Origin of the sequence: Streptococcus rupicaprae (assembly GCF_040545225.1) — a bacterium.
In the GTDB taxonomy this organism is placed as follows: domain Bacteria; phylum Bacillota; class Bacilli; order Lactobacillales; family Streptococcaceae; genus Streptococcus; species Streptococcus rupicaprae.
Genome location: NZ_JBEPLO010000001.1, coordinates 61891 through 76814 on the forward strand (window position 1 = coordinate 61891; position 14924 = coordinate 76814).

Here is a 14924-nt window from a genome sequence, read left to right on the forward strand (position 1 = left end):
TAAGGAGGAATTAACGTGGGTATTAAAGTTTATAAACCAACGACAAATGGCCGTCGTAACATGACTTCTTTGGATTTTGCTGAAATCACAACAAATACACCAGAGAAAAGCTTGCTTGTTTCTTTGAAGAAAACAGCAGGTCGTAACAACGCTGGCCGTATCACAGTTCGTCACCACGGTGGTGGACACAAGCGTCATTACCGTTTGATTGACTTCAAACGTAACAAAGATGGCGTTGAAGCAGTTGTTAAGACAATCGAATACGATCCAAACCGTACAGCTAATATCGCTTTGGTCCACTACACTGACGGTATCAAAGCTTACATCATCGCCCCTAAAGGTCTTGAAGTAGGTCAACGTATCGTTTCTGGTCCAGAAGCGGATATCAAGGTTGGTAATGCTTTGCCACTTGCAAACATCCCAGTTGGTACTGTGATCCACAACATCGAGTTGAAACCAGGTCGCGGTGCTGAATTGGTACGTGCTGCAGGTGCTTCTGCTCAAGTATTGGGTCAAGAAGGTAAGTACGTCTTGGTTCGCTTGCAATCAGGCGAAGTTCGTATGATTCTTGGCACTTGCCGCGCAACCATTGGTAGCGTTGGTAACGAGCAACAATCACTCGTGAACATCGGTAAAGCAGGACGTAACCGTTGGAAAGGTATCCGTCCAACTGTTCGTGGTTCTGTAATGAACCCTAACGATCACCCACACGGTGGTGGTGAAGGTAAAGCACCAGTTGGTCGTAAAGCGCCATCTACGCCTTGGGGTAAACCTGCGCTTGGTCTTAAAACACGCAACAAGAAAGCTCGCTCAAACAAACTGATCGTTCGTCGTCGCAACGAGAAGTAATTCTTGGCTAGCTAGTTAAGCTTAAAAAAGTGCACCTGGAACTTATGGTGCGAACATCCGCCAGCTCGGTGGCAGACCTGTTAGGGTCTGCGGGCCGCTGTGGTACATATTTTAAAGGAGAACACTACAAAATGGGACGTAGTCTTAAAAAAGGACCTTTCGTCGATGAGCATTTGATGAAAAAAGTTGAAGCTCAAGCTAACGACGAAAAGAAAAAAGTCATCAAAACTTGGTCACGTCGTTCAACGATTTTCCCAAGCTTTATCGGTTATACTATTGCAGTTTATGATGGACGTAAGCATGTGCCTGTATACATCCAAGAAGACATGGTAGGTCACAAACTTGGTGAATTTGCACCAACGCGTACCTACAAAGGTCACGCTGCTGACGACAAGAAAACAAGACGTAAATAATAGAAGGAGAACACAATGGCAGAAATTACTTCAGCTAAAGCAATGGCTCGTACAGTGCGTGTTTCACCTCGTAAGACACGTCTTGTACTGGACACTATCCGTGGCAAGAACGTTGCAGACGCAATTGCCATCTTAACATTCACTCCAAACAAAGCTGCTGGCATCATCTTGTCAGTCTTGAACTCAGCTATCGCAAACGCTGAAAACAATTTTGGTTTGGAGAAAGCTAACTTGGTGGTTAGCGAATGTTTCGCAAACGAAGGACCAACCATGAAACGTTTCCGTCCACGTGCGAAAGGTTCAGCTTCACCAATCAACAAACGTACATCACACATCACTGTGGTTGTATCTGAAGTAAACTAGGAGGTAAAAACGTGGGTCAAAAAGTACATCCAATCGGTATGCGTGTCGGTATTATCCGTGACTGGGATGCCAAATGGTACGCTGAAAAAGAATACGCGGATTACCTCCATGAGGATCTTGCAATCCGTAACTTCATTAACAAAGAATTGGCAGACGCCTCTGTTTCAACTATCGAAATTGAACGTGCTGTTAACAAAGTGATCGTTTCACTTCACACTGCTAAGCCAGGTATGGTTATCGGTAAATCTGGTAGCAATGTTGATGCACTCCGTGCACAATTGAACAAATTGACTGGCAAACAAGTCCACATCAACATCATCGAGATCAAACAACCTGACCTTGATGCCCACCTTGTTGGTGAAGGAATTGCTCGTCAATTAGAGCAACGTGTGGCCTTCCGCCGTGCTCAAAAACAAGCTATCCAACGTGCAATGCGCGCAGGTGCTAAAGGAATTAAAACTCAGGTTTCTGGTCGTTTGAACGGTGCGGATATCGCTCGTAGCGAAGGTTACTCTGAAGGTACAGTTCCACTCCACACCCTTCGTGCGGATATTGACTACGCTTGGGAAGAGGCAGACACAACTTACGGTAAACTTGGTGTTAAAGTCTGGATCTACCGTGGTGAAATCTTGCCAGCTCGTAAAAACCAAGGAGGTAAATAACACATGTTAGTACCTAAACGTGTAAAACACCGTCGTGAATTCCGCGGAAAAATGCGCGGTGAAGCAAAAGGTGGTAAGCAAGTAGACTTCGGTGAATACGGTCTTCAAGCAGTAACTAGCTCATGGATCACTAACCGTCAAATCGAAGCTGCCCGTATCGCTATGACGCGTTATATGAAACGTGGTGGTAAGGTTTGGATCAAGATCTTCCCACACAAATCATATACTGCTAAAGCTATCGGGGTTCGTATGGGTTCTGGTAAAGGTTCTCCTGAAGGTTGGGTTGCACCAGTTAAACGTGGTAAGGTAATGTTTGAAGTTGCAGGCGTTTCAGAAGAAATCGCTCGTGAAGCCCTTCGCCTTGCTAGCCACAAATTGCCAGTTAAATGCAAATTCGTAAAACGCGAAGCAGAGTAAGGAGAAGACATGAAACTTAAAGAAATTAAAAAATTCGTTGAAGAGCTTCGTGGCTTGTCTCAAGAAGAGCTTGCTAAGAAAGAAAATGAACTCAAGAAAGAATTATTTGAGCTCCGTTTCCAAGCTGCTGCAGGCCAACTTGATCAAACTGCTCGTTTGAACGAAGTGAAAAAGCAAATTGCACGTGTTAAGACTGTGCAATCTGAAATCAAATAATAGACTAGGGAAGGAGAATTTCAATGGAACGCAATAAACGTAAAGTTCTTGTTGGACGTGTTGTATCTGACAAAATGGACAAAACCATCACTGTTGTAGTTGAAACCAAACGTAACCACCCAGTCTATGGTAAACGCATCAACTACTCTAAGAAGTACAAGGCTCATGATGAAAACAATACTGCTAAAGAAGGCGATATCGTTCGTATCATGGAAACTCGCCCACTTTCAGCTACTAAACGCTTCCGTTTGGTAGAGGTTGTGGAAGAAGCAATCATCATCTAATTAACCAGAAAGGAGAAAACTTAAATGATTCAAACAGAAACTCGTTTGAGAGTCGCTGATAACAGCGGTGCACGCGAAATCTTGACTATCAAGGTTTTGGGTGGTTCAGGACGCAAGTTCGCAAACATCGGTGATATCATCGTGGCATCAGTAAAACAAGCAACTCCTGGTGGTGCGGTTAAGAAAGGTGACGTTGTTAAGGCTGTTATCGTTCGTACCAAGACAGGTGCTCGTCGTCCAGACGGTTCTTACATCAAATTCGACGATAACGCTGCTGTTATCATTCGTGAGGACAAAAACCCTCGCGGTACCCGTATCTTTGGTCCAGTGGCGCGCGAATTGCGTGATGGCGGTTTTATGAAAATCGTTTCATTGGCACCAGAAGTACTTTAATCTCAAAAACAAACTCAGTCCCCTGGCAGATTTGTCAGGGTGCCCTTAGGGCGTAAGAAATACTAGGAGAAATCAAATGTTTGTAAAAAAAGGCGACAAGGTTCGCGTAATTGCCGGTAAAGATAAGGGCAAGGAAGCAGTAGTGCTTGCAGCTCTTCCAAAAGTAAACAAAGTTATCGTTGAAGGCGTAGCTATCATCAAAAAGCATCAAAAACCTAATAACGAGTTCCCTCAAGGAGCAATCGTTGAAAAAGAAGCCCCTATTCACGCTTCTAACGTTCAAGTTTTGGACAAAAATGGTGTTGCTGGACGTGTTGGCTACAAAGTCGTAGACGGCAAAAAAGTTCGCTACAACAAAAAATCAGGCGAAGTGCTTGACTAATCACGAAGGAAAGGAGAAGTAAAATGGCTAATCGTTTAAAAGAAAAATATCTTAATGAAGTTGTGCCTGCTTTGACAGAACAATTTAACTATAGCTCAGTTATGGCTGTGCCAAAAGTTGATAAAATCGTTATCAACATGGGTGTCGGCGATGCAACTGCAAACGCGAAAAACCTTGAAAAGGCTGCTGAAGAATTAGCACTTATCTCTGGTCAAAAACCATTGATCACTAAGGCTAAGAAATCAATCGCCGGCTTCCGTCTTCGTGAAGGGGTTGCGATCGGTGCTAAAGTAACTCTTCGTGGCGAACGCATGTATGAGTTTTTGGATAAATTGGTATCAGTTTCTCTTCCACGTGTACGTGACTTCCACGGTGTTCCAACAAAATCATTTGATGGTCGTGGGAACTACACACTCGGTGTTAAAGAGCAATTGATCTTCCCGGAAATCAACTTTGATGACGTTGATAAGACACGTGGTATGGATATCGTAATCGTTACAACTGCTAAGACTGATGAAGAATCACGTGCTTTGCTTACAGGCTTAGGGATGCCTTTTGCAAAATAATAGGGAGGTAAAAAATGGCTAAGAAATCAATGATCGCTAAGAACAAGCGTCCGGCGAAATTCTCGACACAAGCTTACACGCGTTGTGAAAAATGTGGCCGTCCACATTCAGTATACCGCAAGTTTAAACTTTGCCGTGTTTGCTTCCGTGAATTAGCATACAAAGGACAAATCCCAGGCGTAACAAAAGCGTCTTGGTAATTGAATTGGGCTTTGCCCAATTCAATTTAATCCAGGCGAGCACAAGCGAGCCTGAGCTGATACTTTTTGCAGTGGTCAAACGAACGAGCAGAAAAGATCGTTCGATGGAAATTTTGAGACATTGGTTTAAAATTCAGTCATGCAACACCTGAGGCGGTTGTTGACGTCCTTGACCTATCAGAAAAGTATCAAAAGAAAATAACTAGCAAGTGCATCTTGCAAACTACTAGTAAGAGGAGAACAACTAAAATGGTTATGACTGACCCAATTGCAGACTTTTTGACACGCATTCGTAACGCGAACCAAGCAAAACACGAAGTGCTTGAAGTGCCTGCATCAAACATTAAAAAAGGGATTGCTGAAATCCTTAAGCGCGAAGGTTTCGTGAAGAACGTTGAAATCATCGAAGATGACAAACAAGGCATCATCCGTGTCTTCTTGAAATACGGAGCTAACGGTGAGCGCGTTATCACAAACTTGAAACGCGTTTCAAAACCAGGTCTTCGTGTTTACTCAAAACGCGATGACATTCCTAAAGTTCTTAACGGACTAGGTATTGCTATCATCTCTACTTCAGAAGGTCTCTTGACAGATAAAGAAGCTCGTCAAAAGAACGTTGGTGGAGAACTTATTGCTTACGTTTGGTAATCTGATTTTTCAGATTAGCTTACATAAAAGAACGAATTGAACACGGGCTAGAGCCTGTGTGAAAAAGACAAATCTTCCTAGAATGCAAGCATTCTTTGTCAGATTTTCTATTTTCACTTTGGCTCTTTAACGCCCTTTGTATCTTCGTTCACCCCGTGAAAACTGGTCGTAAGACCTGATAATTTAACAGGAGAAAAATAGAACATGTCACGTATTGGTAATAAAGTGATTACATTGCCTGCAGGCGTTGAGCTTTCTCAAGCCGATGGCGTAGTTACTGTAAAAGGTCCAAAAGGAGAGTTGTCACGTGCACTCTCTACAGATATTGAAATCCGTGTTGACGGTACTGAAGTAACCCTTCACCGTCCAAACGATTCAAAAGAAATGAAAACAATCCACGGGACAACCCGCGCCCTCCTCAACAACATGGTTGTTGGCGTTTCAGAAGGCTACAAAAAAGAGCTTGAAATGAAGGGTGTCGGTTACCGTGCTCAATTGGCTGGCAACAAGTTGACACTTGCTGTTGGTAAATCTCACCCAGATGAAGTAGAAGCACCAGAAGGTATTACCTTTGAACTGCCAAACCCAACAACTATCCACGTGAGTGGTATCAACAAAGAGCTTGTTGGTCAAACTGCTGCTTACATCCGTAGCTTGCGCGCTCCAGAACCTTACAAAGGGAAAGGGATCCGCTACGTTGGTGAATATGTTCGTCTTAAAGAAGGTAAAACTGGTAAGTAATCTTAGGAATCGGCTGATTAATTTTCGATTGGCTGCCTAAAGACTTCCAGCTTCGATAGACAAAGACTATTAAGAGGAGAAATAAAGTGATTTCAAAACCAGATAAAAATAAAATCCGCCAAAGACGCCACAAACGCGTTCGCGGTAAAATCTCTGGAACAGCTGAACGCCCACGTTTGAACATTTTCCGTTCTAATACAGGCATCTACGCTCAAGTGATTGATGACGTAGCGGGTGTTACACTCGCTCACGCTTCAACTCTTGATAAAGCCGTTTCAAAAGGAACTAAAACAGAACAAGCCGTTGCTGTTGGTAAGCTCGTTGCAGAACGTGCAGTTGCTAAAGGTATTACTGAAGTTGTCTTTGACCGCGGTGGATATCTCTATCATGGACGTGTAAAAGCTTTGGCTGATGCAGCCCGTGAAAACGGATTGAAATTCTAATAGGGAGGACACTAAAAAATGGCATTTAAAGACAACAATGCAGTTGAACTTGAGGAACGCTTGGTTGGGATCAACCGTGTTACAAAAGTTGTTAAAGGTGGACGTCGTCTGCGTTTTGCAGCCCTTGTCGTTGTGGGTGACCGCAATGGTCGTGTAGGTTTTGGTACTGGTAAAGCACAAGAGGTTCCAGAAGCTATTCGTAAGGCTGTTGAAGCTGCTAAGAAAAACCTTATTGAAGTTCCAATGGTTGGTACAACAATCCCTCACGAAGTTTACTCTGAATTCGGAGGCGCTCGTGTCTTGTTGAAACCTGCTGCGGAAGGTTCAGGGGTTGCCGCTGGTGGCGCAGTTCGTGCCGTTGTTGAATTAGCAGGTGTTGCAGATATCACCTCTAAGTCACTTGGTTCAAACACACCAATCAACATCGTTCGTGCAACTGTTGAAGGTTTGAAACAATTGAAACGTGCAGAAGAAGTAGCTGCTCTTCGTGGCATTTCAGTTTCTGATTTAGCATAAGAAAGGAGATTCAAATGGCTCAAATTAAAATTACTTTGACTAAGTCTCCAATCGGACGCAAACCTAACCAACGTAAAACAGTTGTTGCGCTTGGACTTGGCAAATTGAACTCATCTGTTATCAAAGAAGACAACCCAGCTATCTTGGGGATGGTTAACACCATCTCTCACTTGGTAACGGTTGAAGAAGTTAAATAAAACACAGCTTGTCTTGTATGAGATGAGTGGAACCTAAAGGGTTATTTGAAATCCTAGATTGGTTCTTGCAGAAAACAATTATCACTTAAGTCGCTTGGTTAGCCATGCGACTTAAGTACCATTAACGTATAGGCGAGTTTCTAGTCTGCGTGTCCTGCACAGATTAGAGGCGCTAGCAGTTTACAAAAAAGGAGAAAATTATAATGAAATTGCATGAATTGAAACCTGCAGAAGGTTCTCGTAAAGTTCGTAACCGTGTGGGTCGTGGTACGTCATCTGGTAACGGTAAGACTTCAGGTCGCGGTCAAAAGGGTCAAAAGGCTCGTAGTGGCGGTGGCGTTCGTCTCGGTTTTGAAGGTGGACAAACTCCCCTCTTCCGTCGTTTGCCAAAACGTGGTTTCACCAATATCAATGCTAAAGAATACGCTATTGTTAACTTGGATGCTTTGAACGCTTTTGAAGATGGTTCAGAAGTAACACCAGTTACGCTTATCGAAGCTGGTATCGTTAAGGCTGAAAAATCAGGTGTTAAAATCCTTGGTAACGGCGAATTGACTAAGAAATTGACTGTTAAAGCAGCTAAATTCTCAAAATCAGCTGAAGAAGCAATCACAGCTAAGGGTGGCTCAATCGAGATCATCTAACGAGGTGGCTCTATATGTTTTTTAAACTTCTTATAGAAGCGTTGAAGGTAAAGCAGGTTCGTTCTAAAATCCTCTTTACCCTCTTCATCATACTAGTCTTTAGAGCAGGTACGCATATTACAGTGCCTGGGATAAATGCCAAAGCCTTGGATGAATTGAGCAATCTGTCCTTCTTGAACATGCTTAGTCTGGTTTCAGGGAATGCTATGAAGAACTTTTCGGTCTTTGCTCTTGGGGTCAGTCCCTATATCACAGCATCGATTGTTGTTCAGCTCTTGCAGATGGACATCTATCCTAAGTTTGTTGAATGGGGCAAGCAAGGGGAAGTTGGCCGACGTAAGCTGAATCAAGCAACACGCTGGATTTCCCTTTTCCTAGCTTTTGTGCAGTCAATTGTTATCACAGGAGGATTTGAAGCATTAGCGAGTGCTAACCTGGTTCCAAATCCGACATGGCAGACCTACCTAGTTATTGGTATGATTATGACAGCAGGTAGCATGATCGTAGTGTGGTTGGGAGAGCAAATTTCGGATAAGGGGTATGGGAATGGTGTTTCCATGATTATCTTCTCGGGGATTGTCTCATCTATACCAGATATGCTTTATTCTTTATACGAAGACAAATTTGTCAATGTTTCGAGCGATCGTTTGACATCTTCCTATATCTTTGTAGGCGTTATGATAATTGCTGTCCTCGCTATTATTATGTTTACGACCTTTGTCCAACAGGCAGAATATAAGATTCCGATTCAGTACACCAAGCTTGCACAGGGTGCGCCGTCGACGTCCTATCTGCCTCTAAAAGTCAATCCAGCAGGGGTTATCCCAGTTATCTTTGCCAGCTCTATCACTGCTGTTCCAAGTGCTTTGATTCAATTCTTTAGTGCGCGGAATCAGAACTTAAGTTGGTTAAGCAAGTTGAATGACTTTTTCGTGACAACCACTCCAAGTGGAATGTTGGTTTACTTAGGTTTGATTATCCTTTTCACTTTCTTCTATACCTTTGTCCAGGTTAATCCAGAGAAAACAGCTGAAAATCTCCAAAAGAGTGCAGCCTATATCCATGGGGTGCGTCCAGGTCGGGAAACAGAGAAATATTTGACCAACTTGTTGCGTCATCTGTCACTAGTCGGTGCTCTTTTCCTCGGTTTTGTAGCAATCCTCCCAATCCTAGCTCAGAATGCCTTTGGTCTTTCCAATGCTGTTGCGCTAGGGGGAACCAGTCTCTTGATCTTGATTTCAACCGCGATTGAAGGGATTAAGCAGTTAGAAGGTTACTTACTTAAACGTAAATACACAGGCTTTATGATTAGTTCAAAATAGAATATGGTGTGGAATGAAAAATCTGCCTATCGGTTGGATACTCATTCCACCCTCTCTATTTTGTTTTTTAATAAGTTTGTCAGTCTTATGGCAGATGGATTAAAAAATAAAATAAGGAGTTCTTATGAATCTTTTAATTATGGGTTTGCCGGGTGCTGGAAAAGGAACCCAGGCAGCTAAAATTGTTGAACAGTTCAATGTTGCGCATATTTCAACAGGAGACATGTTCCGCGCTGCGATTGCTAATCAAACAGAGTTAGGACTCTTGGCTAAGTCCTACATGGATGGTGGTAATCTTGTTCCAGATGAAGTGACCAATGGTATTGTTAAAGAGCGTTTGGGCCAAGATGATATCAAGGAAAAAGGTTTTTTGCTGGATGGCTATCCTCGGACCCTTGATCAGGCTCATGCCCTGGATCAAAACTTAGCTGATTTGGGCATAGCGCTTGATGGTGTGATCAATATTGAGATTGATCCAGCCAAACTTCAAGAGCGTTTGAGTGGCCGTATTATCCATAAAGAAACTGGCGAAACTTTCCATAAAGTGTTCAACCCACCTGCAGGCGACTATAACGAAGACGATTACTATCAGCGTGAAGATGATAAGCCAGAGTCAGTTGCTCGCCGCTTGGAGGTCAATATTGCCCAAGGTCAGCCGATTATTGACCATTATCGTGCTAAGGGATTGGTTCATGATATCGATGGCGATCAAGACATCGAATTGGTGTTTGCAACTATCGAAAAAGTCTTGAATAATTTGAAATAAAGTGTTCGCTTGACTTGCTTTTTTGCTGTAAAAATGGTATGATAAGCTAGTCTGACTTATAATTGTTACCCCTGTTTACAGGGGACATCAAATCGAAATTTAAAGGGGGTCTTTTGCGTGGCAAAAGAAGATGTGATTGAAATTGAAGGTAAGGTAGTTGATACCATGCCCAATGCAATGTTTACTGTCGAACTTGAAAATGGTCATCAAATTTTGGCAACAGTTTCTGGTAAGATTCGTAAGAATTATATCCGTATCTTGGTCGGAGACCGTGTTACTGTTGAATTGAGTCCTTATGATTTGACACGCGGACGCATCACATACCGCTTTAAATAGTCGAAAAAATTGGAGGGATAGAATGAAAGTAAGACCATCGGTTAAACCGATTTGCGAATACTGCAAAGTAATTCGTCGTAATGGTCGTGTTATGGTAATTTGCCCAGCAAATCCAAAACACAAGCAACGTCAAGGCTAAACATAGAAAGGAGAAAAAATGGCTCGTATTGCTGGAGTTGATATTCCAAATGACAAACGTGTAGTAATTTCATTGACTTACGTTTATGGTATTGGTCTTCCAACATCTAAGAAGATCCTTGCTGCTGCAGGTATTTCTGAAGATATCCGTGTGAAAGATTTGACACCTGAACAAGAAGACGCAATCCGTCGTGAAGTTGATGCGATTAAAGTTGAAGGTGACCTTCGTCGTGAAGTAAACTTGAACATCAAGCGTTTGATGGAAATTGGTTCATACCGTGGTATCCGTCACCGTCGTGGCTTACCAGTTCGTGGACAAAACACAAAGAACAACGCCCGTACTCGTAAAGGTAAAGCTGTTGCGATTGCAGGTAAGAAAAAATAAAATAGGAGGTAAAAAAATTGGCTAAACCAACACGTAAACGTCGTGTGAAAAAGAATATTGAGTCAGGTATTGCTCATATCCATGCGACATTTAACAACACAATTGTCATGATCACTGATGTGCATGGTAATGCGATTGCTTGGTCATCAGCTGGTGCACTTGGATTTAAAGGTTCTCGTAAGTCAACACCATTCGCTGCTCAAATGGCTTCAGAAGCTGCTGCTAAATCAGCACAAGAACACGGTTTGAAAACAGTTGAAGTTACAGTTAAAGGTCCTGGTTCAGGTCGTGAATCTGCGATTCGTGCCCTTGCTGCCGCTGGTCTTGAAGTAACCGCAATTCGTGATGTGACTCCTGTGCCACACAATGGTGCTCGTCCTCCGAAACGTCGCCGTGTATAATTGATCATACAACTGACACAACGGACGTTGAAGAGGGAGTACAGTAAATGATTGAGTTTGAAAAACCAACAATAACAAAAATTGATGAAAATAAAGATTACGGCAGATTTGTAGTCGAACCGCTTGAACGTGGTTACGGGACAACTCTTGGAAATTCTCTTCGTAGAGTCTTGTTGGCCTCACTCCCTGGTGCGGCGATTACCTCTATCAAGATTGAAGGAGTTCTTCATGAATTCGACACTGTTCCAGGTGTTCGTGAAGATGTGATGCAAATCATCCTTAACATTAAAGGGATTGCTGTAAAATCATATGTAACTGACGAGAAGACAATCGAACTTGATGTAACTGGGCCAGCTGTTGTGACTGCTGGAGATATCCTGTCTGATAGCGATATCGAAATCGTCAACCCTGATCATTATCTCTTCACCATCAGTGAAGGAAAAACCTTCAAGGCTGTATTGACAGTGAATACTGGACGTGGCTATGTTCCAGCTGAAGGCAATAAAAAAGATAATGCCCCAGTAGGTACCTTGGCAGTAGATGCAATCTATACGCCGGTAACCAAAGTCAATTACCAAGTTGAACCTGCTCGTGTAGGTAGCAATGATGGTTTTGACAAACTGACACTTGAAATCATGACAAATGGTACCATTATTCCTGAAGATGCTCTTGGTCTTTCAGCGCGTATCTTGACAGAGCACTTGGCTCTCTTCACTGACTTGACAGAAGTTGCAAAATCAACGGATGTGATGAAAGAAGTGGAAACAAGTTCTGAAGATAAGATGCTTGACCGGACAATTGAGGAACTTGACCTATCTGTTCGCTCTTATAACTGTTTGAAACGTGCAGGAATTAATACTGTATTTGATTTGACAGAAAAATCAGAGCCTGAAATGATGAAAGTGAGAAACCTTGGCCGTAAGAGTCTTGAAGAAGTTAAGTTTAAACTAGCTGACTTAGGTCTTGGTTTGCGAAACGATAAATAATAGAGGAGGAAAACATGGCATACCGTAAACTTGGACGCACTAGCTCACAGCGTAAAGCAATGCTCCGCGATTTGACGACTGACCTTTTGATTAACGAATCAATCGTGACAACTGAAGCTCGTGCTAAAGAAATCCGTAAAACTGTTGAAAAAATGATTACGCTTGGTAAGCGTGGTGATTTGCATGCTCGTCGTCAAGCTGCTGCTTTTGTTCGTAACGAGATCGCTTCAGAAAACTATGACGAAGCTACTGATAAGTACACTGCTACTACAGCACTTCAAAAATTGTTCTCTGAGATTGCACCTCGCTATGCAGACCGTAACGGTGGTTACACGCGTATCTTGAAGACTGAACCACGTCGTGGTGATGCAGCGCCGATGGCAATCATCGAATTAGTATAAAATCATCAATTTTGTTGAGTGTTATGATGATGGTTACCTACACCAGGTAACTTAGTCTAGCTCTGGTCTACCGTCAGGCTTGTCCTGACGGTAACACTCATCATCATTGGGGTTATAAAACGTAACGCTTGTTTACGAAATAGCTAGAAAATTCTAGTTATTCCGTAAGCAGGCGTTTTATCATTGGTTTGGCTATCCTATCTTATGTTGTGCTGTGTACCTATCCAATATAGATATTCCACTTTAAAAATCACTTTTTGTAGTTTAATATTGAATTAAAATCAAAATTAGATGATTTAAGCTGATACCTGGCTTTGGTCGAAATAAATATGCAAAGACTGTCTTTTCACCTGTCCTAGTGAGCTGAAAACGTACTGCTGATACACAAGTCAAGTAACGGTCACACCTAGCTATTACTCATTCAATCTAATTTTGATTTTGAAAGAATATAAGAAAATAATTCTCTATTTCTACTCCTTTTCGGAGCCTTCTTATTTTTAGGCTCAGAGCTTAAACAATTTTGGAAAGCAAGTAGCCTCCCTTTGCTAAATTTTAAGCCCTCCTCGCTTTGCTATTTCTAGGCTTGAAGCGTCTACAGCCCACTGGACAGTTGAACTGCTACAGCGTCAGTAGCTATTTTAGCTTGCTATCGCTCGCATTGTACATTTTTTACGTGGAAACACTATAACAAAATATCTTGATAGAGGTTCCAGAGTTACTCCTTAAGAGCGCAATAAAAGCCTTGTCCTTCAGATGAAGCTAGACAAGGCTTTTGCTTATATCTAGTTGATAAGGGTTATGCTGAAAAAATCAGGGTTTGGCTTTTAGTTTTCTGGGAAAAAGGCTTCATAAAGAGCATGGATCGCTGCGTTTTTCTGAGCCGTCTTAATGACAAAGAGGATGGAGACTTCACTGGAACCTTGCGAGATCATCTCGATGTTGATTCCTTTGTCAGATAAGGCTTTAGCTGCTGTTGCGGTGACACCGATGTGGCTCTTCATGTTTTCGCCAACGACCATCAAGATAGAGAAGTCTCGTTCAATCTCAGCGTGATCCACTTCGAGCTTATGGGTTAACTGCCGTAAAATTTCTTCTTCCTTGATTGGGGTCAATTGACGCTCACGAATAATAACAGACATGTCATCAATCCCTGTTGGGATATGTTCAAAGCCGATATTTAAATCTTCAAGGATTTGGAGAACCTTCCGGCCAAATCCGACTTCGCGGTTCATCAAGTATTTTGAGATATTAACGCTGATAAAGCCGTCATCTGCTGAGATTCCAACAACAGGTTGCTGGCTCCGCGAATGCTTGAGGACGATTTTCGTGCCAGGGTGGCTAGGATTATTGGTGTTTTTGATGACTAGTGGAATACGGCCACGGTAGGCGGGGATTAACGCTTCGTCATGCAAAACTGTAAATCCAGCGTAGGCCAGTTCTCGCATTTCCCGATAAGTCAGCTCAGTGATGGACTGAGGATTTTTGATAATACCTGGATGAGCAGAAAAAATGCCATCCACATCAGTAAAGTTTTCATAGAGATCTGCCTTGACACCAGCGGCGACAATAGAGCCAGTAATATCAGAACCACCACGGGAGAAGGTGCAGATATCGCCTTCTGCAGTAACACCAAAAAAGCCTGGGATAACCACCACTTCGTCATAATCTCTTAGTTTTTCGATCCGGTCATAGCTGGCTGGAATGATCTGAGCATTTCCTGGCTCCGGGGTAACCGTAATACCAGCATCTTTAGGGTGGACATAGACAGCAGGTAGCCCATTTTGGTTAAAATAGGCAGCGATTAACTTGGCATTGTTATCTTCGCCAGCGGCCAAGAAACTATCGTATAAGAATGGGTTGTTCTGAATGGGTAATTTAGCAAGATCCTTGATGGATTGTGCAATCTTTGTCATCACTTTAGGCTTCAATCCCAATTCATCAGACATGGCTTGGTAGCGTTCGATAATCCATTCTTGATCGGCTGTGACATCTTTTTCAGCTACATAGTGCTTATAGTACTGAATGAGGGCGTCTGTGACCTTGGTATCTTGGCTATCTCGCTTACCAGGGGCTGATACGACGACGAATTTGCGTTCAGGATCTGAGTTTACGATTCCTAATACTTTTTCTAACTGTTGGGCAGAGGCTAACGAACTGCCACCAAATTTCACAACTTTCATAATATTTCCTTTATAAAAAATTTAAGCCTATTATAGCAAAAAAAGAGGAACTTGTCAGTAAGTCATATTGGTTAT

Annotated in this window: 26 protein-coding genes; 25 read left to right on the plus strand and 1 reads right to left on the minus strand. The window is 42.6% G+C overall.

The window, feature by feature from the left end; translation table 11 throughout:
* Nucleotides 1-15 precede the first annotated feature (15 nt).
* The 25 genes from rplB to rplQ all read left to right on the plus strand — a co-directional run bounded on the left by rplB (nucleotide 16) and on the right by rplQ (nucleotide 12669).
* Nucleotides 16-849: a 50S ribosomal protein L2 gene (gene rplB / locus ABID29_RS00265; protein ID WP_354363622.1), complete on the plus strand. Its 834-nt coding sequence runs from the start codon at nucleotides 16-18 to the stop codon at nucleotides 847-849.
* A 131-nt stretch (nucleotides 850-980) separates the two neighbouring features.
* The gene (gene rpsS, locus ABID29_RS00270; protein ID WP_000533766.1) at nucleotides 981-1262 is read left to right on the plus strand and encodes a 30S ribosomal protein S19; all 282 of its coding nucleotides are present in this window, start codon (nucleotides 981-983) and stop codon (nucleotides 1260-1262) included.
* A gap of 15 nt (nucleotides 1263-1277) precedes the next feature.
* Nucleotides 1278-1625 carry a 50S ribosomal protein L22 gene (gene rplV, locus ABID29_RS00275; RefSeq protein ID WP_168548256.1) on the plus strand — a complete coding sequence of 116 codons (348 nt, stop codon included), beginning with the start codon at nucleotides 1278-1280 and terminating at the stop codon, nucleotides 1623-1625.
* 11 nt (nucleotides 1626-1636) lie between these two features.
* On the plus strand, nucleotides 1637-2287 hold the full coding sequence (rpsC, locus tag ABID29_RS00280) for a 30S ribosomal protein S3 (protein WP_168548257.1): 651 nt from the start codon (nucleotides 1637-1639) through the stop codon (nucleotides 2285-2287).
* Nucleotides 2288-2290: 3 nt separating this feature from the next.
* Nucleotides 2291-2704 carry a 50S ribosomal protein L16 gene (gene rplP, locus ABID29_RS00285; RefSeq protein WP_168548258.1) on the plus strand — a complete coding sequence of 138 codons (414 nt, stop codon included), beginning with the start codon at nucleotides 2291-2293 and terminating at the stop codon, nucleotides 2702-2704.
* A gap of 9 nt (nucleotides 2705-2713) precedes the next feature.
* Nucleotides 2714-2920 carry a 50S ribosomal protein L29 gene (rpmC, locus tag ABID29_RS00290; protein WP_354363623.1) on the plus strand — a complete coding sequence of 69 codons (207 nt, stop codon included), beginning with the start codon at nucleotides 2714-2716 and terminating at the stop codon, nucleotides 2918-2920.
* A gap of 23 nt (nucleotides 2921-2943) precedes the next feature.
* Nucleotides 2944-3204, plus strand: a complete 261-nt coding sequence (gene rpsQ / locus ABID29_RS00295; RefSeq protein WP_354363624.1) for a 30S ribosomal protein S17 — start codon at nucleotides 2944-2946, stop codon at nucleotides 3202-3204.
* Nucleotides 3205-3228: 24 nt separating this feature from the next.
* Nucleotides 3229-3597 carry a 50S ribosomal protein L14 gene (gene rplN / locus ABID29_RS00300; protein ID WP_168548261.1) on the plus strand — a complete coding sequence of 123 codons (369 nt, stop codon included), beginning with the start codon at nucleotides 3229-3231 and terminating at the stop codon, nucleotides 3595-3597.
* A 76-nt stretch (nucleotides 3598-3673) separates the two neighbouring features.
* Nucleotides 3674-3979 (plus strand): 50S ribosomal protein L24, encoded by a 306-nt coding sequence (gene rplX / locus ABID29_RS00305; protein ID WP_168548262.1) that lies wholly within the window; start codon nucleotides 3674-3676, stop codon nucleotides 3977-3979.
* Between the two features lie 23 nt (nucleotides 3980-4002).
* Nucleotides 4003-4545, plus strand: a complete 543-nt coding sequence (gene rplE, locus ABID29_RS00310) for a 50S ribosomal protein L5 (protein ID WP_168548263.1) — start codon at nucleotides 4003-4005, stop codon at nucleotides 4543-4545.
* A gap of 14 nt (nucleotides 4546-4559) precedes the next feature.
* Nucleotides 4560-4745: a type Z 30S ribosomal protein S14 gene (locus ABID29_RS00315; protein ID WP_001085697.1), complete on the plus strand. Its 186-nt coding sequence runs from the start codon at nucleotides 4560-4562 to the stop codon at nucleotides 4743-4745.
* Between the two features lie 249 nt (nucleotides 4746-4994).
* The gene (gene rpsH / locus ABID29_RS00320; protein ID WP_168548264.1) at nucleotides 4995-5393 is read left to right on the plus strand and encodes a 30S ribosomal protein S8; all 399 of its coding nucleotides are present in this window, start codon (nucleotides 4995-4997) and stop codon (nucleotides 5391-5393) included.
* A gap of 204 nt (nucleotides 5394-5597) precedes the next feature.
* A complete protein-coding gene (gene rplF / locus ABID29_RS00325; RefSeq protein WP_354363626.1) occupies nucleotides 5598-6134 on the plus strand; it encodes a 50S ribosomal protein L6 in 537 nt (178 codons plus the stop codon).
* Between the two features lie 86 nt (nucleotides 6135-6220).
* Nucleotides 6221-6577, plus strand: a complete 357-nt coding sequence (rplR, locus tag ABID29_RS00330; protein ID WP_168548266.1) for a 50S ribosomal protein L18 — start codon at nucleotides 6221-6223, stop codon at nucleotides 6575-6577.
* 18 nt (nucleotides 6578-6595) lie between these two features.
* Nucleotides 6596-7093 (plus strand): 30S ribosomal protein S5, encoded by a 498-nt coding sequence (gene rpsE / locus ABID29_RS00335; protein WP_018374468.1) that lies wholly within the window; start codon nucleotides 6596-6598, stop codon nucleotides 7091-7093.
* Between the two features lie 14 nt (nucleotides 7094-7107).
* Nucleotides 7108-7290 (plus strand): 50S ribosomal protein L30, encoded by a 183-nt coding sequence (gene rpmD, locus ABID29_RS00340; RefSeq protein ID WP_168548267.1) that lies wholly within the window; start codon nucleotides 7108-7110, stop codon nucleotides 7288-7290.
* Nucleotides 7291-7493: 203 nt separating this feature from the next.
* Nucleotides 7494-7934 (plus strand): 50S ribosomal protein L15, encoded by a 441-nt coding sequence (rplO, locus tag ABID29_RS00345; RefSeq protein ID WP_354363629.1) that lies wholly within the window; start codon nucleotides 7494-7496, stop codon nucleotides 7932-7934.
* 14 nt (nucleotides 7935-7948) lie between these two features.
* Nucleotides 7949-9256 carry a preprotein translocase subunit SecY gene (gene secY, locus ABID29_RS00350; RefSeq protein ID WP_354363631.1) on the plus strand — a complete coding sequence of 436 codons (1308 nt, stop codon included), beginning with the start codon at nucleotides 7949-7951 and terminating at the stop codon, nucleotides 9254-9256.
* A gap of 124 nt (nucleotides 9257-9380) precedes the next feature.
* Complete coding sequence (locus ABID29_RS00355) at nucleotides 9381-10022, plus strand: adenylate kinase (RefSeq protein WP_354363633.1); 642 nt, start codon at nucleotides 9381-9383, stop codon at nucleotides 10020-10022.
* Between the two features lie 117 nt (nucleotides 10023-10139).
* Entirely contained in the window at nucleotides 10140-10358 is a 219-nt protein-coding gene (gene infA, locus ABID29_RS00360; RefSeq protein WP_018374463.1) for a translation initiation factor IF-1, read from the plus strand.
* Nucleotides 10359-10380: 22 nt separating this feature from the next.
* Nucleotides 10381-10497 (plus strand): 50S ribosomal protein L36, encoded by a 117-nt coding sequence (gene rpmJ / locus ABID29_RS00365; RefSeq protein WP_001808836.1) that lies wholly within the window; start codon nucleotides 10381-10383, stop codon nucleotides 10495-10497.
* An 18-nt stretch (nucleotides 10498-10515) separates the two neighbouring features.
* Entirely contained in the window at nucleotides 10516-10881 is a 366-nt protein-coding gene (gene rpsM, locus ABID29_RS00370; protein ID WP_168548271.1) for a 30S ribosomal protein S13, read from the plus strand.
* Nucleotides 10882-10898: 17 nt separating this feature from the next.
* A complete protein-coding gene (gene rpsK, locus ABID29_RS00375; protein WP_004195509.1) occupies nucleotides 10899-11282 on the plus strand; it encodes a 30S ribosomal protein S11 in 384 nt (127 codons plus the stop codon).
* Between the two features lie 47 nt (nucleotides 11283-11329).
* Nucleotides 11330-12268, plus strand: a complete 939-nt coding sequence (locus tag ABID29_RS00380; protein WP_354363635.1) for a DNA-directed RNA polymerase subunit alpha — start codon at nucleotides 11330-11332, stop codon at nucleotides 12266-12268.
* 14 nt (nucleotides 12269-12282) lie between these two features.
* Nucleotides 12283-12669: a 50S ribosomal protein L17 gene (rplQ, locus tag ABID29_RS00385; RefSeq protein WP_354363636.1), complete on the plus strand. Its 387-nt coding sequence runs from the start codon at nucleotides 12283-12285 to the stop codon at nucleotides 12667-12669.
* Between the two features lie 824 nt (nucleotides 12670-13493).
* Here the strand turns inward: rplQ and ABID29_RS00390 are convergent.
* A complete protein-coding gene (locus ABID29_RS00390; protein WP_354363637.1) occupies nucleotides 13494-14849 on the minus strand; it encodes an aspartate kinase in 1356 nt (451 codons plus the stop codon).
* Nucleotides 14850-14924: the final 75 nt, after the last annotated feature.